Annotated in this window: 26 protein-coding genes; 16 read left to right on the top strand and 10 right to left on the bottom strand. The window is 63.2% G+C overall.

The window, feature by feature from the left end; genetic code table 11:
- Window positions 1-80 precede the first annotated feature (80 nt).
- The gene (locus tag NKH60_RS11670; protein WP_352612052.1) at window positions 81-461 is read left to right on the top strand and encodes a DUF1801 domain-containing protein; all 381 of its coding nucleotides are present in this window, start codon (window positions 81-83) and stop codon (window positions 459-461) included.
- Here the strand turns inward: NKH60_RS11670 and NKH60_RS11665 are convergent, their stop codons facing one another.
- Complete coding sequence (locus tag NKH60_RS11665; RefSeq protein WP_352612054.1) at window positions 462-1,370, bottom strand: dihydrodipicolinate synthase family protein; 909 nt, start codon at window positions 1,368-1,370, stop codon at window positions 462-464.
- A gap of 265 nt (window positions 1,371-1,635) precedes the next feature.
- Here NKH60_RS11665 and NKH60_RS11660 point away from each other — a divergent pair, with 265 nt between their 5' ends.
- From NKH60_RS11660 to NKH60_RS11635, 6 genes are all read left to right on the top strand, one after another.
- Window positions 1,636-2,733 (top strand): Gfo/Idh/MocA family protein, encoded by a 1,098-nt coding sequence (locus NKH60_RS11660; RefSeq protein ID WP_352612056.1) that lies wholly within the window; start codon window positions 1,636-1,638, stop codon window positions 2,731-2,733.
- 11 nt (window positions 2,734-2,744) lie between these two features.
- Window positions 2,745-3,404, top strand: a complete 660-nt coding sequence (locus NKH60_RS11655; protein ID WP_352612058.1) for a ThuA domain-containing protein — start codon at window positions 2,745-2,747, stop codon at window positions 3,402-3,404.
- Window positions 3,405-3,558: 154 nt separating this feature from the next.
- Complete coding sequence (gene uxuA, locus NKH60_RS11650; protein WP_352612060.1) at window positions 3,559-4,758, top strand: mannonate dehydratase; 1,200 nt, start codon at window positions 3,559-3,561, stop codon at window positions 4,756-4,758.
- Complete coding sequence (locus NKH60_RS11645; protein WP_352612062.1) at window positions 4,755-5,669, top strand: PfkB family carbohydrate kinase; 915 nt, start codon at window positions 4,755-4,757, stop codon at window positions 5,667-5,669. Before uxuA ends, NKH60_RS11645 begins: the two co-directional genes overlap by 4 nt.
- A 44-nt stretch (window positions 5,670-5,713) precedes the next feature.
- Window positions 5,714-6,496 carry an SDR family NAD(P)-dependent oxidoreductase gene (locus NKH60_RS11640; protein ID WP_352451506.1) on the top strand — a complete coding sequence of 261 codons (783 nt, stop codon included), beginning with the start codon at window positions 5,714-5,716 and terminating at the stop codon, window positions 6,494-6,496.
- Between the two features lie 70 nt (window positions 6,497-6,566).
- Window positions 6,567-7,328 (top strand): GntR family transcriptional regulator, encoded by a 762-nt coding sequence (locus tag NKH60_RS11635; RefSeq protein ID WP_352612064.1) that lies wholly within the window; start codon window positions 6,567-6,569, stop codon window positions 7,326-7,328.
- Here the strand turns inward: NKH60_RS11635 and NKH60_RS11630 are convergent.
- From NKH60_RS11630 to NKH60_RS11620, 3 genes are read right to left on the bottom strand one after another with little or no spacing between them, the layout of a single operon-like run.
- Window positions 7,314-7,502: a hypothetical protein gene (locus NKH60_RS11630; RefSeq protein WP_352612066.1), complete on the bottom strand. Its 189-nt coding sequence runs from the start codon at window positions 7,500-7,502 to the stop codon at window positions 7,314-7,316. The two genes, NKH60_RS11635 and NKH60_RS11630, sit on opposite strands and share 15 nt — an antisense overlap.
- A gap of 8 nt (window positions 7,503-7,510) precedes the next feature.
- Window positions 7,511-7,639, bottom strand: coding sequence for a hypothetical protein (locus tag NKH60_RS11625; RefSeq protein WP_280952094.1), 129 nt, complete (start codon window positions 7,637-7,639; stop codon window positions 7,511-7,513).
- A gap of 5 nt (window positions 7,640-7,644) precedes the next feature.
- A complete protein-coding gene (locus NKH60_RS11620; RefSeq protein ID WP_352612068.1) occupies window positions 7,645-7,860 on the bottom strand; it encodes a DUF2934 domain-containing protein in 216 nt (71 codons plus the stop codon).
- 218 nt (window positions 7,861-8,078) lie between these two features.
- Between NKH60_RS11620 and NKH60_RS11615 the strand changes: the two genes are divergently transcribed.
- The 9 genes from NKH60_RS11615 (at window position 8,079) to NKH60_RS11575 (ending at window position 14,505) form a co-directional block, all read left to right on the top strand.
- Entirely contained in the window at window positions 8,079-8,477 is a 399-nt protein-coding gene (locus NKH60_RS11615) for a hypothetical protein (RefSeq protein ID WP_352612070.1), read from the top strand.
- Window positions 8,474-9,694, top strand: a complete 1,221-nt coding sequence (locus NKH60_RS11610; protein ID WP_352612072.1) for an NRAMP family divalent metal transporter — start codon at window positions 8,474-8,476, stop codon at window positions 9,692-9,694. The genes NKH60_RS11615 and NKH60_RS11610 overlap by 4 nt, the downstream gene beginning before the upstream one ends.
- Window positions 9,694-10,056, top strand: a complete 363-nt coding sequence (locus NKH60_RS11605; protein WP_352612074.1) for a hypothetical protein — start codon at window positions 9,694-9,696, stop codon at window positions 10,054-10,056. The genes NKH60_RS11610 and NKH60_RS11605 overlap by 1 nt, the downstream gene beginning before the upstream one ends.
- Window positions 10,056-10,394, top strand: coding sequence for a hypothetical protein (locus NKH60_RS11600; RefSeq protein ID WP_352612076.1), 339 nt, complete (start codon window positions 10,056-10,058; stop codon window positions 10,392-10,394). Before NKH60_RS11605 ends, NKH60_RS11600 begins: the two co-directional genes overlap by 1 nt.
- A 34-nt stretch (window positions 10,395-10,428) precedes the next feature.
- Window positions 10,429-11,715: an SDR family oxidoreductase gene (locus tag NKH60_RS11595; RefSeq protein WP_352612078.1), complete on the top strand. Its 1,287-nt coding sequence runs from the start codon at window positions 10,429-10,431 to the stop codon at window positions 11,713-11,715.
- Entirely contained in the window at window positions 11,715-12,188 is a 474-nt protein-coding gene (locus tag NKH60_RS11590) for a DUF2269 family protein (protein WP_352612080.1), read from the top strand. Before NKH60_RS11595 ends, NKH60_RS11590 begins: the two co-directional genes overlap by 1 nt.
- A gap of 270 nt (window positions 12,189-12,458) precedes the next feature.
- The gene (locus tag NKH60_RS11585; protein WP_254818832.1) at window positions 12,459-13,187 is read left to right on the top strand and encodes a WXG100 family type VII secretion target; all 729 of its coding nucleotides are present in this window, start codon (window positions 12,459-12,461) and stop codon (window positions 13,185-13,187) included.
- Window positions 13,184-13,579: a phage holin family protein gene (locus NKH60_RS11580; RefSeq protein WP_254818831.1), complete on the top strand. Its 396-nt coding sequence runs from the start codon at window positions 13,184-13,186 to the stop codon at window positions 13,577-13,579. The genes NKH60_RS11585 and NKH60_RS11580 overlap by 4 nt, the downstream gene beginning before the upstream one ends.
- Window positions 13,576-14,505: a hypothetical protein gene (locus NKH60_RS11575; RefSeq protein WP_254818830.1), complete on the top strand. Its 930-nt coding sequence runs from the start codon at window positions 13,576-13,578 to the stop codon at window positions 14,503-14,505. The genes NKH60_RS11580 and NKH60_RS11575 overlap by 4 nt, the downstream gene beginning before the upstream one ends.
- A gap of 538 nt (window positions 14,506-15,043) precedes the next feature.
- Here NKH60_RS11575 and NKH60_RS11570 read toward each other — a convergent pair.
- Genes NKH60_RS11570 through coxB form a run of 6 tightly spaced genes read right to left on the bottom strand, consistent with a single transcriptional unit; the run spans window position 15,044 to window position 20,367 of the window.
- Complete coding sequence (locus NKH60_RS11570; protein ID WP_352476444.1) at window positions 15,044-15,613, bottom strand: c-type cytochrome; 570 nt, start codon at window positions 15,611-15,613, stop codon at window positions 15,044-15,046.
- Window positions 15,594-16,478, bottom strand: coding sequence for a cytochrome c oxidase assembly protein (locus NKH60_RS11565; RefSeq protein WP_352612085.1), 885 nt, complete (start codon window positions 16,476-16,478; stop codon window positions 15,594-15,596). Before NKH60_RS11565 ends, NKH60_RS11570 begins: the two co-directional genes overlap by 20 nt.
- Complete coding sequence (locus tag NKH60_RS11560; protein ID WP_352612694.1) at window positions 16,475-16,816, bottom strand: hypothetical protein; 342 nt, start codon at window positions 16,814-16,816, stop codon at window positions 16,475-16,477. Before NKH60_RS11560 ends, NKH60_RS11565 begins: the two co-directional genes overlap by 4 nt.
- A gap of 1 nt (window position 16,817) precedes the next feature.
- Window positions 16,818-17,423: a cytochrome c oxidase subunit 3 gene (locus tag NKH60_RS11555; RefSeq protein ID WP_352612087.1), complete on the bottom strand. Its 606-nt coding sequence runs from the start codon at window positions 17,421-17,423 to the stop codon at window positions 16,818-16,820.
- On the bottom strand, window positions 17,420-19,396 hold the full coding sequence (gene ctaD, locus NKH60_RS11550; protein WP_352612089.1) for a cytochrome c oxidase subunit I: 1,977 nt from the start codon (window positions 19,394-19,396) through the stop codon (window positions 17,420-17,422). Before ctaD ends, NKH60_RS11555 begins: the two co-directional genes overlap by 4 nt.
- On the bottom strand, window positions 19,393-20,367 hold the full coding sequence (gene coxB, locus NKH60_RS11545; protein WP_352612091.1) for a cytochrome c oxidase subunit II: 975 nt from the start codon (window positions 20,365-20,367) through the stop codon (window positions 19,393-19,395). The genes ctaD and coxB overlap by 4 nt, the downstream gene beginning before the upstream one ends.
- Window positions 20,368-20,391: the final 24 nt, after the last annotated feature.

Raw genomic sequence — 20,391 nt, 5'->3', positions numbered from 1 at the left:
GTGCCGACTAGCGGTATTCATGTGACGGGCGAGCGGCAACAACCCTAGGGAAAGCGACAATGGTGATGAAGAGTGGCTCTATGGAAGGAAATGCAGAGAGCTCCCCCTCGCAGCTGATAGATGCGAGGATCAGTGAGCTGGGCGATTGGCGAGGCAAGACGCTTTCCCATGTCCGCGCTCTCGTCAAGCAGGCTGACCCGGAAGTGGTCGAGGAGTGGAAGTGGCGAGGCGTTCCGGTGTGGTCGCACGCCGGAATAATCTGCACCGGCGAGACCTACAAGAACGTCGTGAAGGTGACCTTCGCAAAGGGCGCCGCCCTGCAGGATCCTTCAGGCCTGTTCAACTCCAGCCTCGAAGGCAACACTAGGCGCGCCATCGATATCCGTGAGGGCGAAGACATAGATGAGAATGCGTTCAAGGCGCTGATACGCGCTGCTGCCGCCCTGAACACGGCCCGATAGTCAGCTCCGGCCGATATGGTCGGCTAGCGGGCCGAGAGCGGCGAGCAAAGCTTCGCCGGTGGCTTGCGTCGCGTTCTCATGCGGCGCGCGCAGGTTCAGCCAGCGTCTGTCGCCGGACCGTACCGCCAGCACTGCCTTCATCGCGGAGATGAGGCCGGCGTCCTGGATGATTTTGCGGAACGCCTTGATGGCGGCATCCGCGTCAGTAATGTCCTCTCCCGCCAGCGCTGCGTCGTAGAGGGCCCGGATCGCTGCGGCATTCAGATTGACCGTCGCCGAGATGCAGCCCGCAGCACCGTTGGCGAGGCCTTTCGTCAGCTGTGCTTCCGAACTCGGGAACACCGCGACCCCTGGAGCTGCCGCAATGACCGCCACGGTGTTGTTCCAATCGCCGGCGCTGTCCTTGTAAGCCACCACGACATCCGGAAACGCTTGGCTCAAGCGGGCGGTCAGCGCCGGGCTCACCGGTACGCCGGAATTCTGCGGGATGTGGTAGAGGATCATCCTCATCGCCGGGTTCGCCACCCGTTCGATCAGCTCGCCATAGTAGCGGGCCTGTCCGTTGTCGCCGGCGGCCGTATAGAAGAACGACGGCAGCACCATCACCCCGGCACAGCCGAGCCCGACGGCATGCACCGTCAGCTCGACGGTCTCGGCAAGTGCCGTGACACCGGTGCCGGGCATCAGATGGCTTGGCGAAATGCCGGCCTCGACCAGCCACTCCAGCGCTTGCATGCGCTCGCGCAACGAGACGGACAACGCCTCGCCCGTGGTGCCGAACGGCGACAGGAAATGCGCTCCCTGATCCAGCACCCACTTGGCGTGTGATATCCAGAGGTCGCGGGCAATGCGGCCGTCGTTTTCGAACGGCGTCAGGATCGGTGCGATGGTTCCTTGTGGGCGGATCATGTGCGTCCTTCTACGGGTGAAAATCTGTGCTGTGCTCAAAGCCGGCATCAGAAATGTCGAGCAAGCTACATGAAGCAGTGTTGCTGAGTACCGGCCGTTCGACCTCGAAATCAAGCCGCTCGCGCATAGGCGCGCGATTGTGATCGGGCGGCGGTTCTGAGGCTCTCGAGGTATATCCTTGTCACGGGACAACCTCGTCCGGCCGAAAGGGGGGTGACAAACGAGTTCTGCTGTTTCATCAATGCCGCCTTTTGAGGAGAAGCCCATGCGCAGCATCGGCGTCGGCATTATCGGCTGCGGCAACATTTCGGATGCCTATCTGAAGGCATCGCCACAATTCCCGGTGCTCGACATTGTCGGCGTCGCCGACATCAACCGGGCGGCAGCCGAGGCGAAAGCAGCGACCTACGGCCTGGCTGCCATGCCGGTCGACGCGCTGTTGGCCGATCCGCGCGTCGAGATCGTGCTCAACCTGACGACGCCGCAGCATCATGTGCCGGTCGGCCTGCAGGCTGTCGGGCAACGCAAGCACGTCTATTCCGAGAAGCCGCTGGCAACGACGCTCAGCGACGCCGAGCGGCTGGTCGCGGCCGCGCGCGAAAAGGGCGTGCGCGTCGGCTGTGCACCCGACACCTTTCTTGGCGGCTCCCACCAAACGGCGCGGCGGCTGGTCGATAAGGATACGGTCGGGACCATTGTCGCCGGCTCTGCCTTCATGCAGGTGCCCGGCCACGAGCTCTGGCATCCCAATCCGGATTTCTACTATCAGCCCGGCGGCGGGCCGATGCTCGACATGGGACCGTACTACCTGACCTGCCTGGTCAATCTCCTGGGTCCGGTAAAATCCGTGACCGGGCAGGCGAAGTCATCCTACGCCACCCGCACCATCGGTTCTGGACCGCGCCAGGGCGAGACCATCCGGGTCGAGGTGCCGACCCATATTTCCGGCCTGCTCGCATTCGAGAATGGCGCCGCGGTCTCGATCACCACCAGCTTCGACGTCTGGAAGCATGAACACAATCACATCGAACTTTACGGAACCACGGGCTCGATGATCGTCTCCGATCCCAACCAGTTCCAGGGCGACATCAGGACCAGCCAGCGCAAGGGCGACTGGACGGTGGCCGATCAGATCCATTCCTATGGCGACGGCAATTACCGGGGCCTCGGCCTTGCCGACATGGCGCAGGCGATCGTCTCGGGCAGGCAACACCGCGCCAGTCTCGACCTTTCCCTCCATGTCCTGGAAATCATGGAATCGATCATCTCTTCAGCAGACGTAGGGCAGCGTATCGATCTCAGATATGGCTGCGCCCGGCCGGCGCCGATGCGCGCCGATCTGCCTTTCGGAATTCTGGAATAGGGAACAATGCGATGAGCAAGACGGCACTGATTTTCTGGGGCGGCTGGGAAGGTCACACCCCGGCTCGAAGCGCCGAAATCGTCAAGGAGATGCTGGCCGGCAACGGCTTCGACGTGCAGCTGGAGCAGGGGACTTCGGCGCTTGCCGATCCGCAACTGAGCAAGCTCGATCTCATCGTCCCGGTGATCACCATGTCGACGATCGAAAAGCCGGAACTGCAAAACCTGACCAGCGCCGTCGGGGCCGGCACCGGCCTTGCGGGCTTTCACGGCACGATGTGCGACAGCTTCCGCAACGAGCCGGAATACCAGTTCATGACCGGCGGCCAGTGGGTCGCCCATCCCGGCAACATCATCGACTATCACGTCGATATCACCAGGCCAGACGATCCGGTCATGCAGGGCATCGACGGCTTCGCCTACCGTTCAGAGCAGTATTACATGCATGTCGATCCGACCAACGAGGTGCTGGCGACGACTACTTTCACCGGCGAGCATCTCGATTTCATCGCCGGCGTCGTCATGCCGGTCGTCTGGAAGCGCCGCTACGGCAAGGGCCGCGTCTTCTACAGCGCGCTCGGCCACACCGCCGACGAGTTCGCCGTGCCGCAAATGCGCACGATGTTCGAACGCGGCGCGATTTGGGCCAGCCGAAACTCGGACCTTGCATAGCCGTTCAATCTGAACGCCACGTACCGTTGTAATCTCTCATAGGGCGGCCGCCCGAACGCGGACACAGGACCGGGCTGCGGCAAGCAATTAACTGCCATGGTAGTATCCAATACATCAGCGGTTCCCATCGAGAAATTCCGCAGCTGGAGGTCGAATGGAGCAGACGTGGCGATGGTTTGGCCCGAGCGACGCAGCAACGCTTGCCCATGCCAGGCAGGCCGGCGCGACCGGCATCGTGACGGCACTGCACGACATCCCTTACGGCGAAGTCTGGCCGATCGACGCCATCAGGCAGCGCCAGGCGCTTATCGAAGCGGATCCGGCGATGGGCCTGAAATGGAGCGTCGTCGAGAGTGTGCCCGTGCACGAGGACATCAAGCTCGGCCGCGGCGATCTCGACCGGCTCTACGACAATTTCAGGCAGACCTTACGCAATCTCGGCGCCTGCGGTGTGCGCACGGTCTGCTACAACTTCATGCTGATCCTCGACTGGACCCGGACCGACCTGGCTGCGCCGCTGCCGGGCGGCGGACGGGCGCTCCGCATGAACATGCACGAGCTTGCCGCGTTCGATTGCTACATGCTGCAGCGCAAGGGATCGGAGCGCGACTATGCGTCCGATGTTCTCCAGCGGGCGAGCGAATGGTTCGAGACGACGCCGGATACGTCAAAAGAGCGTCTGCTCGCCAACATCATGGCCGGCCTGCCGGGCGCCTTCAAGCGCTACGACATAGCAGAATTGCGCGAAGTGGTGGCCGAGCAGTCGGGCCTGTCGCACGACCGGCTGCGCGAGAACCTCGTCCGTTTTCTCGAAAACGTGCTGCCGGCGGCCGAAGAGGCGGGCGTCACGTTGGCGATCCACCCGGACGATCCGCCGCGCGATCTCGTCGGCCTGTGCCGGATCGTCAAGAACGCCGACGACATCGCCCTTATCCTGGACGCCGTGCCATCGGCCCATAGCGGCCTCACCTTGTGCACCGGGTCACTGGGCGCCAACCCGGCCAATGACGTGCCCGCCATCGCCAGGCGCTTTGCGCACAAGATAAACTTCGTGCATCTGCGCAACGTCAGCAAGGACCCGGACGGCTCGTTCATGGAATCCGAGCATCTGAGCGGCGATGTCGACATGGTCTCGGTGGTCTCGATCTTGCTCGACGAGCAGCAACGCCGCCGCGACGCCGGCGAACCGTCGGCGCTGCTGCCGTTTCGCCCGGATCATGGCCACGAGCTGATTGATGACGCTGCGCGGCACACCCATCCGGGCTACCCCGTGGTCGGCCGTCTTCGCGGCCTCGCCGAACTGAGAGGCGTAATGACGGCGATTGCCCATCAGCGCGGCTACCGGCTGCAATGACGGCGCCCCGCCTGCTCTGCGTCGGCGCGCTCACCTACGACACGATCTTGCGCCTCGATGTCCTGCCCTCCGGCGCCGGCAAGTTCCTGCCGAGCGAGGCCGTGCAGATCGCGGCCGGCATGGCGGCAAGTGCCGCTGCGTCAGCCAGCCGCCAGGGCGGGCAGGTCTGGCTATGGGCAAGCGTCGGCGACGATGCTGTCGGCCGCGATGTCATCGGCCAGATGGAGGCGGAGCGGGTCGACTGTTCGTTGGTGCGCAGGGTTGAAGGTGGCCGCTCGGCCATTGCCACGATCCTGGTCGATGCCGCCGGCGAGCGTATGATTGTGCCCTTCTACGATGCCGTCACGCAAGCCGATCCTGACCGTCTTCCGCCCGCGGATTTTTCCCGCTTCGACGCCGTGCTGGTTGATGTCCGCTGGCCCGGAGCCGCGGCCCTGGCGCTGGCGAAGGCTCGCGAGTGCGGCATCCCGGCGATCCTTGACGCCGATGTCGCGTCGCGACCGGTGCTCGACCGGCTACTTCCGCTCGCCTCGCATGTCGTTGCTTCGCTGCCGGCGGCACGCATCCTTTGCGGTCCAGAGGTTTCCGCCGGTTCCGCCGTCGCCATTCTCGGCGAACGGACCGGCGCCTTCGTGGCGGTCACCGATGGGGCGAACGGCACCGCGTTCCGGCACCCGGGCGGCAATGATGTCCGTCATCTGCCGTCGCCGCGGGTCGAAGCCGTCGACACCCTGGCGGCAGGCGACGTGTTTCACGGCACCTTCGCTCTCGGCCTGGCCGAAGGTTGGGACGAAGAGCGGGCGATAGCAGTGGCCAGCGCCGCCGCCGCGCTAAAGTGCCTGCGCTTTGGCGGACGGCTCGGCGCACCGACGCGCGCGGAAACGCTGGCTTTCATGCAAGGATCGACATGACGCCGAACACGCTTGGGCCGGTTCAACTGTTCGAGGGAGGATAAATGGCTGAGTTCAAAAAACGCGCACTGGTCACGGGAGCGGCCATGGGCATCGGCCGTGCTGTCGCCGAAAGACTGGCCGGGCAAGGCGTCGACCTGATTCTGTTCGACCGGGCGGGCGATCAGCTGGATGACGTCGCGGCGCAGCTTTCGGCGCGCGGCGTGACCGTGCACACCGTGCTTGGCTCGACCGCCGACACTGAAGCCTGTGGCCGCGCCGTCGAGCTTGCCCGGTCCGCGTTCGGCGGGCTCGACATGCTCTCCCACAATGCCGGCATCCAGCGTTACGGAACGGTGGAGACCACGGACGAGGCGCTTTGGGACGAGGTGATGAACGTCAACCTCAAGGCTGCCTACCTGCTCTCCCGCGCGGCGATGCCGCTGCTGCGGCAAAGCCGCGGCGCCATCGTCCATATGAGCTCGGTGCAGGGTCTGGCCAGCCAGGAAGGGGTTCTGGCCTACAGCACGGCCAAGCACGGCCTGATCGGGCTGGTCAAATCGATGGCCGTCGATTATGCGCCGCTCGGTGTGCGCGTCAATGCCGTCGCTCCGGGCGCGGTCGACACGCCGATGCTGCGGGATGCGGTCAAGCTCAACGATAAGCCCGACGAGATCCTGCGCATCCTCGACAACATGCATCCGCTCGGCCGTACCGCCCAGCCGCAAGAGATTGCCGCAGTCGTCGCCTTCCTGCTGTCCGACGATGCCTCCTTCGTCACCGGCGAGGTCGTACGCGTCGATGGCGGCCTGCTGGCGCGCATCGGCGGTTCTCCGCGCAAGGAATAACGTCGGCGCTGCTGCTTGCGCAGGCATTTCATGAACGGCTTGAAGCTGCAGAGCCTATAAGGGGTCGCCGATGGCACGGCTTTTGGGAACGCGGACCATCACCGAGGGGCGGCTCGACGAAACCGCCCCCGGCGCTTCAGTCGCGGCTAGGACGTTCGAGGTTTTGCTCGACCAGATCCTGACCTTCCGCCTGAAGCCGCACGAGCTGATTTCTGAAAAGGCGATGTCGGAAGCCCTCGGCGTGAGCCGCACGCCGGTCAGGGAGGCGCTCGCCCGGTTGGCCGGTCTTGGCTTGATCGACATTTATCCGCAGCGCGGCAGCATGGTGGCGCCGCTCCGAATTGCCGATCTCGAAAAATCGCAGTTTCTGCGCGAAGCGCTCGAAGTCGGCCTGATCAAGCGCGCGGTCGAGAGCCCGCGCCGTGCCGACCTGCTTGCCGTGCTCAAAGGCGAACTGGCCGTCCAGGAGACGTTCGCCTCCATCGCGGACGACAGGCGCTTCTTCAAGTCGGACGGGCTGTTCCACCAGCACATCGCCAGCCATGCCGGGTTTCCCGGAATCTGGGCCGACATCAGCGCGGCAAAGCTGCACATGGACCGCTTCCGCTTCCTGTCTTTTCCGCGCCTCGACAGCATGTCGGTGGTCCTCGGCCAGCATCGGCGGATTGTCGATGCGCTTGAGCAGGCCGACGCGTTTGCGGCGGAAGAGGCGATGCGAACGCATCTTCGCCGCATCTTCGAGGTGCTCGAAATCGTCCAGGAGCGCTATCCCTATTATTTCGAGGCAAACGGCAGTGTGAGCCCGCTTTCGGCCGGCTCAATCCAAGCCTGAGCCTTTCTTGCGCGCTTCCGAAGGTGTCTTGGTCTTGCTGCCGGATTTGTCGGAAGCTGGCTCGGCTTTGCGATCTTGACCCTCGCCGCCTTGCTCGTTGCGGAGCTGCTTTTCCACAATCGATCGCGATCCTTCCGCCGGGTCTTGTTCAGGATGAGTATCGGTTCCCGTCATGTCGGCTCCTATCCATTTTGATCAATTGCGTGCGGCGTGGGCTGACCTCCGCCGCCGGTTCTGTCGCGCCCGATCATCAGCCAGGCGGCGAACAGCACGACCAGTACGACCACGATCCAGGCGACGAAACGAGGCATCGGTCTCATGTCCCTCGCCGCCGCTTGCTGCCGCGTGCCTCCGGATCGGAGCCGGCCTCGAACGTTGGATCGGGCACGACCGGGCCGCGTTCGGCCTCGGAACCCTCAGCTTCGATCTCCTGCACGGCCTGATCCCAGTGCTCGCGCTCGCGTCCTTGCGGACGGCCTTCGCGCTCCCAGATCTCGTGGGCTCGCTGCCTGATACGCTCTTCCCTGTCCATGGCTTTGCCTCCTCATCCCCTAATCCGGCGATCGCTGGTTTGTTCCGCGGTGCCAGCGCCGTTCATCGCGGTTCAGTTGACCTGATCACCCAGCGCTCTAGATCAAACTTCGCGCCGAAGTCGCTTGGTGCGGGGAGAACAATCGTGTGGCAGCAACGCTACAAGCACCTATTGTAAATGCCGTTACAGCCGTCGGTCCTCGACCAGACCGCCTGTGCTTGCTGCTGATAATATTTGTAGTGACGGCATGCTCGCCTTCCGGCCAGGTCGAGCAGCAGTCGAAAACCGCGGCTTCCGCCACACAGACCGCATCGCTGGTCCTGGAGAGCTGGATCGCTGGGGGAGCCCCGTCGGAATACACGTCGCGCACTTTGCAATCGGCCGGCAAGGCGCTCGCCGATGCCGGTGCGCAAATCCAGTCCGCCAAGTCGCCTGAGCCCGGCGGGCAAGCCGGTCTGACGATGGCAGTTGGACGGCTTTCGGCAGCGGCAATTCGCGCGGCGACGGCCGTGCAGTACGGCAACCGCTCGGAAGTGGAACACGCGCAGCAGGATCTGCGGGCCGCCGCCGCCGACCTGAGCACGTCCTACGCGAAATATTTCGCGCCGAAATCATGAAGAAGCTGCTCGAAATATCGCTCGGCGTCGTCACCAGCGTTGGCGGCTTTCTTGAGGTCGGATCAATGGCGACCGCCGCTCAGGCCGGCGCCGCCTTCAGGTTTCAGCTGATATGGGCCGTCGTCCTGGGCACGATCTGCATCATCTTCCTGGTCGAAATGGCCGGACGCTTCGCCGCAGTTAGTCATCACACCATCGCCGACGGGATCCGGGAACGGTTTGGCTTCAACGCCTTTCTGTGGCCGTTGCTCGCCACTTTGCTGGTTAACTTCCTGGTCATGGCAGCCGAAATCGGCGGTGTTGCCATTGCGCTCGAGCTCGCCACCGGCATCGGCTTTCAGTGGTGGGCGCTGCCGGTCGCTTTTCTGGCATGGCTGTTCCTTTGGAAAGGCACGTTCGGACTCATCGAAAAAGGCGTCGCGATCCTCGGGCTGGTCACGCTGTGCTTCGTGGTTGGCGCCGTCATGCTGAAGCCCGATTGGGGGCAGGTCGCGGCCGGGGCCGTGCCAACACTGCCGGATCACGACGCGGCCAACTACTGGTTCATGGCGGTCAGCATTCTTGGTGCGTCGATCTCGCCCTATCTGTTCATGTTCTATTCGTCGGGAGCGATCGAGGACGAGTGGGACAAGAGCTATCTCGGAGCCAATCGGGCGATTGCCGGCCTGGGCATGAGTTTTGGCGGCACAATCGCTATGGGTGTGCTGATTGTGGCGGCGCTCGTTCTGGCAGCACACGGCATAGTGCAGGTCGACGACTACCACCAACTGCCGCTGATGCTGATCCAGATCTTCGGTTTCTGGGGGTTCGTCCTGTTCGTTGCGTCACTAGGCATTGCCTGCTTCGGCGCCGCGCTCGAAATCGGCCTGCAGCAAGCCTACCTTGTGGCGCAGGGTTTCGGCTGGACCTGGGGCGAGAACCTGAAACCGCGCGACGACCCGGGTTTCAGCACCGTGTATACGGTCTCGCTGTTTCTCGCCGCCATTCCGATCGCACTGGGTCTCGATCCGCTGAAGCTCACCATCTTTTCCATGGCGCTGACGGCCGCCAGCCTGCCGCTGACCGTGGTGCCGTTCCTCTTCCTGCTGAACGACGAGCGTTATGTCGGCGAGCACCGCAATGGCATCATCGCGAATGCCGCGGTAATCTTCATCATCGCGCTCGGTTTCGTGCTCGCGATCGTGACCATTCCTTTGCAGATATTCGGAGGCACGTGATGGATTTGCTGCGCGACATCCTGGACAAGCAAGTGGTCGACCGCAAGCAGGTCAAGATCGGCAAGGTTGACGGGCTGGTGGCCGAACTCAGGCCAGGCAAGCCGCCAAAAATCATTGCGGTCGAGCTCGGCTCGATCACGCTGGCGCGCCGGCTTGGCCAGCGGCCGGGGCGCTGGATGGCGCGGCTTGCGGCAAGGCTCGGCGGCAAGCGCCATGCCGAGCCGCACCGCATCGCCTGGAACAAGGTGCGCGACATCGGCGTCGACATCGAGTTCGATATCGACGTCCGCGAAACGGCGATTTTCGACTGGCAGGACTGGCTGCGCGATCATGTCATTGGGCGTATCCCGGGAGCTGGATGATGGCTACTATCAATCTCGAGCAATTGGCTGGCAGGAATGTGCTTTCGCAGCGCGGCAAAAGCATCGGTCATATCGAGGAGATACGCGCAGAATCGGATGGCGACGACCTGGTGATTGCTGAGTACTATGTCGGCATCTACGCGGCCTTCGAGCGTCTGTCCGCTTCGGCCATCGGCATTGCGGTCCTCAATGTCTTTCGACTGCGCAGTCGCGACAGCATGTACCGCATCCCTTGGGACAAGCTCGACATCTCCGATCCGGCGCGGCCGCGGTTGTTATGCACGACGGAAGAACTTTCCGGTATGAAGGGGAGTATCGAGCGCGATAAACCGGAATGAACGATATTTTCCCGCCGTCGGAGAATGGGGTCCAGTGAAAGTCCTGGTTACCGGCGCCACCGGCCTAATCGGTGCCTCCGTTGTGGCACGCCTTCTTTCCGAAGGACATGAGGTGATCGGATTGGTCCGCAGCCCCGGCGCAAACCGGACCGGCAATTATCAATTGCTGGTGCTGGACATGGCGGTGGCGCTGCAGCCCGAAGACTGGCTACCGCATCTCAGGGGCATAGACGCCGTCGTCAATTGTGCCGGCGTTCTGCAGGATAGCCCTCGTGAAAAGACGCGCGAAGTCCATCGCGAGGCGGCGGCAGCACTCTTCCTCGCCTGTGCGCGGGCAGGGGTTACCCGGGTGATCCACTTCTCGGCAATCGGCGTCGATCGGGCGCAGCCTTCGGCATTCTCGGCGACGAAGCTGGCTGGCGACCAAGCGCTTATGGCGCTTGATCTGGATTGGGTGATCCTGCGCCCGTCCGTGGTGCTCGGCCGGCCGGTGTTTGGGGCCAGCGCATTGTTTAGGGGTCTCGCCTCGCTGCCGGTGCTGCCGTCCATGCCCGGCACCGGCCGGCTCCAAGTGGTGCAGCTCGACGACGTGGTCTCAACCGTCGTCTTCCTTCTCGATCCCGCCAGTCCGTCTCGCATCGTGCTGGAACTTGTCGGTCCCGAACAGCTGAGCATGGACGAGGTCGTCGGCAGCTATCGCCGATGGCTCGGCTGGGCTCCTGCAGCCAGGTTTGTCTTGCCGGCGGCTGTTGCGAGGCTTCTCTACCGCCTCGGCGACCTTGCCGCGATGTTCGGCTGGCGTCCACCGATGCGCACCAACGCGGCCAGAGAGATTGCCCGAGGAGCGGTTGGAGATCCCTCGGACTGGACCGCCACGACCGGCATACGCCCGCAAACCCTGGCGGGTTTCCTCGCGCTCAATCCGGCAACGGTGCAGGAAAAATGGTTTGCCCGGCTGTATTTCATCAAGCCTGCGATCTTCGTCGTCCTGCCCTTCTTCTGGATCGTGACGGGTATTGTGTCGCTGACCACCGGCTATAACGGTGGCGTCGAGCTGATGCAAAGCACGGGGGGTGGCATATTGTCGGTGCCGACCGTGATAGCCGGTGCTCTTGCCGACATCGCCGTCGGCGCGCTCCTAGCCTGGCGGCCGGCGGCGCGAAAAGGCCTCTATGGCGGCATCGCGCTCTCGCTCTTCTATCTGGTCGTCGGAAGCTTCCTGAGCCCCGATCTGTGGAACGACCCGCTTGGGCCATTCCTCAAGGTGTTGCCGATCCTGGTGCTGCACTTTGTGGCCTTGGCAGTGCTGGAGGAGCGTTGATGCTCTATTTCCTGCTGAAATTTCTGCATGTCATCGGCGCATCTGTGCTGCTCGGCACCGGCGCCGGCATCGCTTTCTTCATGCTGTTCGCGCACAGGACCGGCAATGCCGCGACGGTTGCGGCGGTGGCGCGTATCGTTGTCGTCGCCGACTTCCTTTTCACAGCGACGGCCGTGGTCGCGCAACCTTTGACCGGAGCCGCGCTCGCCTGGCAGGCAGGCTACTCGCTGTCGGAGGGCTGGATCGTACTTTCGATCGCGCTCTATATCTTCACCGGAATGTTCTGGCTCCCGGTCGTCTGGATGCAAATGGAGATGCGCAAGCTGGCATCGCAAGCCGCCGCTGCAGGCGCGCCGTTGCCGCCGCGCTACCATCGGCTCTTCTGGTTGTGGTTCGCCTTCGGCTTCCCCGCCTTCGCTGCCGTGCTCGGGATTTTCTGGCTGATGGTCGCTCGGCCAGCAATCGAGTGGTAGGTCGCAGGCAGGTCCCACTGCGATAATGCCCTGTCAAAGCACTGCGGAAAATTCCGGCCCCTGCACCGCGAATATCTGCCGGAGCGGACGTGCGTCTCGACCTGTAAGTCGCACCGGAGTCCGGTCTCGTATCATTTCCAACCGCGCGCTCACCCCTATCGGCACAGGACAAGAGCTCGTCTTGAGGCTGGTTAGGCTTCGCTTACCAAAAAAGATGACGTCTGGGGGAACACGGGAAGCACAGGCAAGTTCGGTGCGCAGTGGAGGAGATTGCGCCATGAACAGTGTTATTTATCTCATCGGCCTTGTCGTCGTCGTGCTTGCGATCCTCTCCTTCCTCGGATTCCACTAGGAGACACCATGCAGGACAAAGACGATCAAGGCCGTCAGACGGCCGATTTCGAGACAGCCAGAAGCGAGCTTTCGGAAAGACTACAACGGGAAAAGCAGACCGCGACGGAAGCGCTCCACGATGCGCGTGACGAGATCACCAGGAAAGCCGGAGATTACGCATCGGAAGCAAAGCAAGCATTGTTCAACAAGGCGGAGGGAACGCAGCGCGACATGAGCGCCAGTCTCAAGGCCTTCAGCGGCGCATTGCGCGCGGCAAGCGAGCATCTTGCCAACAATGATCAACGGACCGCTTCGAAATTCGCCCTTGACGCCGCAGGCGGGCTCGAGCGGCTTTCCTCGTCCCTGAAGGATAAACCCTTCGACGAGGTGCTTGGCGAAATTCAGTCGTTCGGCCGCGAAAACTCGGGGGCGCTGATCGCCGGCTCGGTATTGGCAGGCCTGGCTTTGGGGCGGTTCATCAAGAGCTCGCCACCCTCTGCCCAAACCGGAGCACCGGGCCAGTCGGGAAAAGGCCGGGCGCCCGAGACGGGTCCTAGCTCGAATGAGTCGGGATGGCGATCGGCAGAGCCAGTTGAACCAGCCCCGTTAGGATCCGATCAGTCCGGCGATGACTGGGCCAATGCAAGCCTGGAGCGAAACCCATGACTGACAACCAGGACACTCGCAGCCTGACAACCCTTGTCAGCGATCTGGCACAGCAGGTCACAACACTGCTTCAAACCGAAAGCAGGCTGTTGCGGGCTGAAATGTCAGAAAAGTTAAGCAAGGCCGGCGCCGGCGCCGTGGAGGTAATGGGAGGCGTCATTTGCCTGCTTGCCGCCCTGATGGTGCTTTTGCAGGCGCTGGTGATTGCCTTGGCGAGCGCCGGCCTGGGAGCCGGATGGTCCTCGCTGCTCGTCGGCGTCGTGGTGGCAGTACTGGGCGTCATACTCCTGCGCTCCGGCAAGGCAAGCATGGCTCCCTCAGAGTTGACCCCCGACCGGACCCAAGACCAACTTAAACGCGACGCACGCGTGATCAAGGACCAGATAAGATGACCGACAAATCCGCAGCCGAACTCGAACGCGATGCCGACATTGCCCGTGCCAAGATAACGGACACGGCAGACTCGATCCGGAGCAAGATGACACCAGGTCAGCTGATCGACGAATTCACCGGGATGTTCAGCGGCGAGGGATCCGCCATGCTCAGCAATCTTAAGACTCAGGTCAGGGACAATCCGTTGCCGCTTACATTGGTCGGCGCGGGCCTGGCCTGGCTGATGCTAGGCAAGGGCACGTCGGTAGACAGTTCAGCACTTGGTGCCTATTCGACCGGCAGGGAACCTGACGGCACCCGAAACTTCTCTGACCAGAGGGGCTTGGGCGGGGCCTGGCAGGACTCACGCGGCGATGAGTACGGTGCCGAGGGCGAAGGTTCCGCCGGCTCCATGCTCTCCGATACCGCCCGTTCGGTTGCGTCCGTGGCAGGCGGTGCGGCTGAGGCTGTGGCAGACGTTGCGAGCGGCGCCAAAGAAAGATTGAGAAGCACAGCCGGGCAGGTCGGCTCGGCCGCCACCGATAGGACGGGGCGGGTGCGGCAGTCGGCTCAGGACCTGTTCCAGCGCGAACCTCTGGCAATGGCCGCGGTAGGCCTTGCCGTGGGCACCGCCATTGGCGTGATGCTGCCTCACACCGCCGCTGAGGACGCGCAACTCGGCCCCTACCGCGACAAGCTTCGTGACAGTGCCGAGGAAGTCTTTGAAGAAGGCGTGGAGCAAGCCAAGCAGGTCGCCGCCGAAGCATATGAGACTGTAAAGGAAGAGGCTGACCGACAGGGTTCCAGCGGCGACGCCGAGACGTTGGTCGACCGCGTCGAGAAAGTCGTGAAAAAGACGGCAAGCAAAACCGAGGAAGCCATTCGCGATCGTTTGCCGGAGACCGACGAGGCTCCCAAATCGAACGAGTCTCCCGAAACGACGTGATTGCGCTACGGTCGTTCGTGGCGACTCCGACCGCGGTCGCCTCGCGGTTGGAACATCGAAGTCGGCTAGGAGCCCGCAACCTTCCGCTGACAAAGGTGATTGCGGCGCTCAAGTCATTAGCCGAGGCGCTCCGGTCCGTTCCGATTCTTCGCTCTAAATCCGTTCGGTTCTTCGGCTCCATGAGGCGTGTCTGCCCACGGCGTGGCACGCAATTCTCAGCAGCACTGTCCAATTCTGAAAAAAACAACCACCCCGTCAATTCGACTGGGACGACGACGTCGAGATTGCACTCGGCCCACTCGCCAAAGAAGCTCATATCCGAGATGCCCGCGAAACAATCCGCACAGCAGATTACCGGGCATAGCGGCGCTCGGCGATGTCCGACTAATCGCGGGCAGCCTCGCCGATGCGGGCCGGTTCCGAAAGGTTCGTCGGCAACTAAGGCATCGAGCCGAAGGCGGTGACGATTGCCGGTCCCGGCAAACCGGCATCGGTAGACTGCCGGCAGGGTTTGATCTCGACTAGGCGAGCAACGATGTCATTTCAGCGAATAGAGGTAGGCAGCGACGTCCCGCGCCTCCTGCTCGGAAATCCTTGTCGAAGGCATTGCCGCGTGCGGATTGATCTCCCTTGCGGCCCGTATCCAACGGACCATGTTTCGCGGGTTGTTGGACAATACGCCGCCGATATAGACCCGGGTGGCCAAGCTGGCGTCGAGGCGTGGACCGACCATTCCCTGCGCGCCGGGAACGCCGGTGATCGTGTGGCATCCAGCACAGCCATTGGCCATCATGATGGGTATAGCGCGGGCGCCAACACCGCCGGTTGCATTGTCGGCCTTCTGCTCCACTCGACGGCTTTGCTCGAAGTACAACGCGATCCCGGCCAGGACTGCAACGAGCAAGACAATTGCTGCGGCGCCGAGTATGGGTCCGGACGGAGTAAAGCGCGATGTGGCGCGCACACCGATGCTGCTGGTGGCATTGTCCGTTTTATGCGCGACCCTGATGAGGCGCTCCGGCCACAACGTCAGCGCCGTCCAAGCTGCGGCCAGCACGACAATTGCCGTCCCGGCACCAATGACCAGCTTAGACAGCTTGGAGCGCATGCGACGTCTCCCATCTTCTCTGTCCACTGGAGCGGATCCACAGGCCGGCCAGCAGCAAAGCCGCGCCGCCATAGATCAGGCCGGCCGGAACCCACATCACCAGACCGGCGAGCTGCTGGTCCTCGAGCGGACTAAGGTTCCACAATTTCGCACCGGCTGCGTTCACCGGATACCACAGCCTTGGCGAGACCAGCAGCAGCACCCCGAGCAGGCCGGTATGCAGCGAGGTGAAGAAGAGGTGCATGACTGCGCTGCCATAGGCTTGTTCGCGGCCTGAACGCGGCAGCAGCACCCACCAGAACAGCAGCCCTGTGCCGAAGAACCAGGCATGTTGCGCATAATGCAGGACACCCCGTGCAAGCGCCGCCTCGAACAGCGCCGGAACGTGCCACGCCCATATCGCGACGCCGTGCAGGAAGGTCGCGGCAACAGGGCGGCTGATGGCGGCCCAAACGGTTCGAAGCATCTTCGCCTGCCCGGCTGCGCCAAATGCCAGCCGCAGCTTGATCGGCAATGCCCACATCATCGCCGCCGCCGGACGGGAGGCGACCAGCAGGGGTGCCACCACCGCCATCAACAGCTCATGCTCGATCATGTGGGCGGTGAAGACGCGCTCACCCAATGCATGGAGCGGACTGACCAGTGCTGCCGCCAAAATGGCCCAGCCGGTCGCGAACAGCAGGGCTTGTCGCATCCGCAACGGGCGGCTGCGGGCGCTCCGCCGCCACAGCCGAAAGGCGCCTGCCGCGTAAAGCAGTGCGACCACGCCTAGCGGCAGCGTGATCGGCAACGCCAGTGTCCAGCCGGCCTGCGGGGCACCGGCACCGTAGCAGATCGAGGTCGAGAAGAGCGCGTCGAAGCTCATCGCAGACAGCCGTCGAGAATGAGCGAGGCGGCGCCTTGCATGACGATTACCAGCGCAAACAGCAACGCGCTGAGAATGCCGATATTGGCGACGAAATCCTCGGTGCCGCGCGCACGGTCCGGTTTAAAGGCGGCGCCACCTTGCTGTCGCGCCCGCCACGACAGCGCCCCGCCGAGCAAGGCCAGCACCGTCAGCATCAGCGCAACGACCGGTATGACAGGAATGCCGTGGGCGCACTGCCACTCCACGACCGCGTAATTCAGCTGCGTCGACACCGCCCAGGCCAAAGGCCCGGACAACAGCCCGCCCCATGATGTGCCCAAGCGAAGCGCACGCATCTCAGTCAAGCCTCGGCATCCAATAGATCAACAGATAGATCGGGATCCAGGTCGCGACCACGAAATCCCAGTAGAAGACGTTGTCGCCAACATCCCCGAAACGCCGGCCGCTATAGCCATGGCGCGTGAACATCAGGACCGTCAGCACCAGCGTGTCGCCGACGTCGGTGATCAGGTGTGTGGTGTGGAGGCCGAGCAGGACCCACAGCATTGAGCCGTACGCATTGGTATCCCAATAGATGTTGAGGGCCGGAAATTCGAACCACCGCACGACAAGCGGTGCGATACCGAGCAGCGTCATGACGATCAGGCCGATGCGCACGGGCACCATGGCACAGGCTTCGGCGTAGCGGTTCAGTATGTGATTGGGCACCACGCTGGCGAGCAGCAACAGTGTGACGATGGTGCCTGGCCAATGGTTGGGCGGCGGCACGCCCAATGGCCAGTCGGGCGACAGATAGGCGAGGTAAAGATAGGCGCCTGCGGCGAGCGCGAAGCCGGTGCCCTCCAGCGCCATGAAAGCGAGAGTGCCCCACCAGGTCGGGCTGCGCGGTCCGATCCCGAAGGTCGGGAGTTTGGAAAGATCGGCGGCAGGACGCTGTTTCATTCCTCATCCTCCGGATCGCCTTTCGGCCAGAACCAACCGATCAAAGTGATGGCGATTGGCCCGGCTCCCCAGACCACCGCCCACGGGCTGAAGATCGAATAGAGAAAGGTGGCGCCGACGGCGAGCGCGGCGAACAATGGCCAGATCGACGGCGTCGCCGACTTCTCGCGCACATCTGGATGCGCCTCTGCCACCGTCGAAATGACAAGTTCGCGCGCGTCGACGCGAAGCCCGGTCGCGACAGGCAGCGTGTCACGTTCGGCCCAGAGCGGCTCGGAGTGGGTAACCACCGGAATCCGAGCGAAATTATAGCTCGGCGGCGGGGAGCTTGTCGCCCATTCAAGCGTGCCCGCATTCCAGGGATTGTCCCCGGCCGGGGCGCCCCTCGAGGCGCTGTACACCAGGTTTATGGTGAACAGAACGAAGCTTAGGAACAGGACGACCGCGCCGGCTGTGATGAACAGGTTGATGTTGCCCCAGCCGAGCTCCACCGGATAGGTGTAGACCCGGCGCGGCATGCCCCACAGGCCGACAATGTGCATCGGAAAGAACGCCGCATTGAAGCCTATGAAGGCAAGCCAGAAGTGCCAGCGTCCAAGACGCTCGCTCATCATCCGGCCGGTGATCTTGGGGAACCAGAAATAGGTCGCGCCAAGCAGCGGGAACACCGACCCGCCGATCAGCACGTAGTGGAAATGCGCGGTAACGAAATAGGTGTCGTGTACTTGCAGGTCCAATGGCACCGACGCCAGCATCACGCCGGTCAGGCCGCCCGCGACGAACGTGAAGAAGAAGCCGAACACGAACAGCAGCGGCGTCCTCATTATCGGGCGTTCGTCCCACAATGTCGCCAGCCAGCAGAAGATCTGCAGCCCGTTCGGGATGGCGATCAGCATGCTCGAGGCGGTGAAGAAGCTCGCGCCGAGCTTGGGCAGGCCAGTTGCGAACATGTGGTGAACCCACAGGCCGAACGACAGGAAGCCGACCGAAATCAGCGACAGAACCATGCCCAGATAGCCGAATACCGGACGCCGGGCGAAAGCGGCGATGATCGAGGACACCATGCCGGTGGCCGGCAGGAAAATGATGTAGACTTCGGGGTGGCCGAAGAACCAGAACAGGTGCTGGAACAGCAGTACGTCGCCACCCTCGGCGGGATTGAAGATATGGGTGCCGACCAGACGGTCGAGGATCAGGAAGGTCGACGTGATCATGACCGCCGGCATGGCGAACACGATGACGAAGGAGGTGACCAGCATCGCCCAGACATAGAGCGGAATCTTGTCCAGCGACATGCCCGGCGCGCGTTGCTTCAGCACGGTGACGATGGTGGCAACCGCGACCGCCAACGACGACACTTCGGTATAGGTGATCATCTGCGCCCACACGTCGGAACGTTTGCCTGGCCCGAATTCAGGACCGGACAGCGGCACGTAAGAAAACCAGCCGACGTCGGGCGCCATGTCGAGTGCAAACGACACCCAGGCGAAGAGGCCACCGGAGAGATAAATCCAGAAGCTGAATGCATTGAGGCGCGGAAAGGCGATGTTGCGGGTGCCGACCATCAGCGGCACGAGATAGATGCCGGTCGCCTGAACGATTGGCACTGCAAACAGGAACATCATGGTCACGCCATGCATGGTGAATAGCTGGTTGTAGCGGTCCGGCCCGATCAGCCCGCGCTCCGGCCCCGACAGTTGGATGCGCATGGCAACGGCGCTGAGGCCACCGAGGCACAGGAAGACGAAAGCGGTGATCAGGTACCGCCGCGCGACAATTTTGTGGTCGACGCTCGAGAGCGCACCGATGATGCCCGGCACGGTCTGCCATGTCCGCGCCAGCCAGCGCTCGAGGCTGGCGTCGTCGAGGCCGGTATCGCGAGGGCCGTCGCGCTCGGGAGCCAGGTCACCCTTTTGTGCTGCGGCGCGTTGCGGGGCGAGGTCTCGCCCATGGGCTAGGTCGGCGCTGCTCATTTCAAGCCCTCGAGATAGGCTACTATCGCGTTCAGCTCGTCCCCGTTCAGTCCCACCACGGGCATGTGGGCACCTGGCTTGATCCCTTGCGGATCGGCTATCCAGGCTGCGAGATTGCCGCGGCTCATCGCCAGCGTTCCGGCAGCGAGCGTCCGCCGGCTTGCGATATGTGTAAGGTCGGGAGCGACCGTACCGCCGGCGATGGTGCCGCCGATCTTGTGGCACATCACGCATGGTCGTTTGAGGAACAGGTCGTGGCCGGCTTTGGCCTCGGTCGACACGGGAGCAGCTGCCGGCCGCAGCTGATCGTTCAGCCACGCGTCGAAGACGGGCCGAGGTTCGGCGATGATGAAGGTGCTCATATTGGCGTGCTGCGCGCCGCAGAACTCGGCGCACTGGCCGCGATAGACGCCGGGCTTGTCAGCCTTCAGATCGAGAACGTTCTCGTGGCCTGGAATGAGGTCCAGCTTGCCCGAGAGGTTCGGCACCCAGAAGGAATGGATGACGTCGGTCGAGGTTACTACAAGCCGCACCGGCTCGCCCGCCGGGATGTGGATTTCATTGGCGGTCGTCAGGATGCGGTTCGGCTGATCGTTTTCGTAGCGCACCTCCCACCACCATTGATGCCCGGTCACCCGGATCGTCAGCGCCGCATCCAAGCCGATGGCGGCAAGCGTCCGGTTAGCGACGTAGCTCAGCAGCGTCAGGCCGACCAGGATCAGGGCGGTAGCGGCGAGTGCGGCGACGACAATTCGCATCTTGCCGCGCTCGGCGGCAGCGTCGAGGACAAGCGGATCGCCGACCGGCGCGGGGCGTCGGGCCAATGGCAGGATCAGCACGGCCATCACCAAAAGCCAGACCACCGTGCACAGTGCTGTGAAGAACCAGATCAGCCATGCAAGCTCGCTCGCGGCCGGGCCTTTTGGGTCAAGCGCGGATTGCCAGCCGCTGCATCCTGCAAGGAGCAGCATGCAGGCTGCGCCGCAGCACACGCT

The organism is Mesorhizobium sp. M1006, from assembly GCF_040318825.1.
Classification (GTDB): Bacteria; Pseudomonadota; Alphaproteobacteria; order Rhizobiales; family Rhizobiaceae; genus Mesorhizobium.
This window is presented reverse-complemented; position numbering and strand designations above follow the sequence as displayed.

Coding starts and splice junctions, on each gene's coding strand:
- NKH60_RS11670 (WP_352612052.1), top strand. CDS start 81: ATGGAAGGAAATGCAGAGAGCTCCCCCTCGCAGCTGATAGATGCGAGG.
- NKH60_RS11665 (WP_352612054.1), bottom strand. CDS start 1,370: ATGATCCGCCCACAAGGAACCATCGCACCGATCCTGACGCCGTTCGAA.
- NKH60_RS11660 (WP_352612056.1), top strand. CDS start 1,636: ATGCGCAGCATCGGCGTCGGCATTATCGGCTGCGGCAACATTTCGGAT.
- NKH60_RS11655 (WP_352612058.1), top strand. CDS start 2,745: ATGAGCAAGACGGCACTGATTTTCTGGGGCGGCTGGGAAGGTCACACC.
- uxuA (WP_352612060.1), top strand. CDS start 3,559: ATGGAGCAGACGTGGCGATGGTTTGGCCCGAGCGACGCAGCAACGCTT.
- NKH60_RS11645 (WP_352612062.1), top strand. CDS start 4,755: ATGACGGCGCCCCGCCTGCTCTGCGTCGGCGCGCTCACCTACGACACG.
- NKH60_RS11640 (WP_352451506.1), top strand. CDS start 5,714: ATGGCTGAGTTCAAAAAACGCGCACTGGTCACGGGAGCGGCCATGGGC.
- NKH60_RS11635 (WP_352612064.1), top strand. CDS start 6,567: ATGGCACGGCTTTTGGGAACGCGGACCATCACCGAGGGGCGGCTCGAC.
- NKH60_RS11630 (WP_352612066.1), bottom strand. CDS start 7,502: ATGACGGGAACCGATACTCATCCTGAACAAGACCCGGCGGAAGGATCG.
- NKH60_RS11625 (WP_280952094.1), bottom strand. CDS start 7,639: ATGCCTCGTTTCGTCGCCTGGATCGTGGTCGTACTGGTCGTGCTGTTC.
- NKH60_RS11620 (WP_352612068.1), bottom strand. CDS start 7,860: ATGGACAGGGAAGAGCGTATCAGGCAGCGAGCCCACGAGATCTGGGAG.
- NKH60_RS11610 (WP_352612072.1), top strand. CDS start 8,474: ATGAAGAAGCTGCTCGAAATATCGCTCGGCGTCGTCACCAGCGTTGGC.
- NKH60_RS11605 (WP_352612074.1), top strand. CDS start 9,694: ATGGATTTGCTGCGCGACATCCTGGACAAGCAAGTGGTCGACCGCAAG.
- NKH60_RS11600 (WP_352612076.1), top strand. CDS start 10,056: ATGGCTACTATCAATCTCGAGCAATTGGCTGGCAGGAATGTGCTTTCG.
- NKH60_RS11590 (WP_352612080.1), top strand. CDS start 11,715: ATGCTCTATTTCCTGCTGAAATTTCTGCATGTCATCGGCGCATCTGTG.
- NKH60_RS11580 (WP_254818831.1), top strand. CDS start 13,184: ATGACTGACAACCAGGACACTCGCAGCCTGACAACCCTTGTCAGCGAT.
- NKH60_RS11575 (WP_254818830.1), top strand. CDS start 13,576: ATGACCGACAAATCCGCAGCCGAACTCGAACGCGATGCCGACATTGCC.
- NKH60_RS11570 (WP_352476444.1), bottom strand. CDS start 15,613: ATGCGCTCCAAGCTGTCTAAGCTGGTCATTGGTGCCGGGACGGCAATT.
- NKH60_RS11565 (WP_352612085.1), bottom strand. CDS start 16,478: ATGAGCTTCGACGCGCTCTTCTCGACCTCGATCTGCTACGGTGCCGGT.
- NKH60_RS11560 (WP_352612694.1), bottom strand. CDS start 16,816: ATGCGTGCGCTTCGCTTGGGCACATCATGGGGCGGGCTGTTGTCCGGG.
- NKH60_RS11555 (WP_352612087.1), bottom strand. CDS start 17,423: ATGAAACAGCGTCCTGCCGCCGATCTTTCCAAACTCCCGACCTTCGGG.
- ctaD (WP_352612089.1), bottom strand. CDS start 19,396: ATGAGCAGCGCCGACCTAGCCCATGGGCGAGACCTCGCCCCGCAACGC.
- coxB (WP_352612091.1), bottom strand. CDS start 20,367: ATGCTGCTCCTTGCAGGATGCAGCGGCTGGCAATCCGCGCTTGACCCA.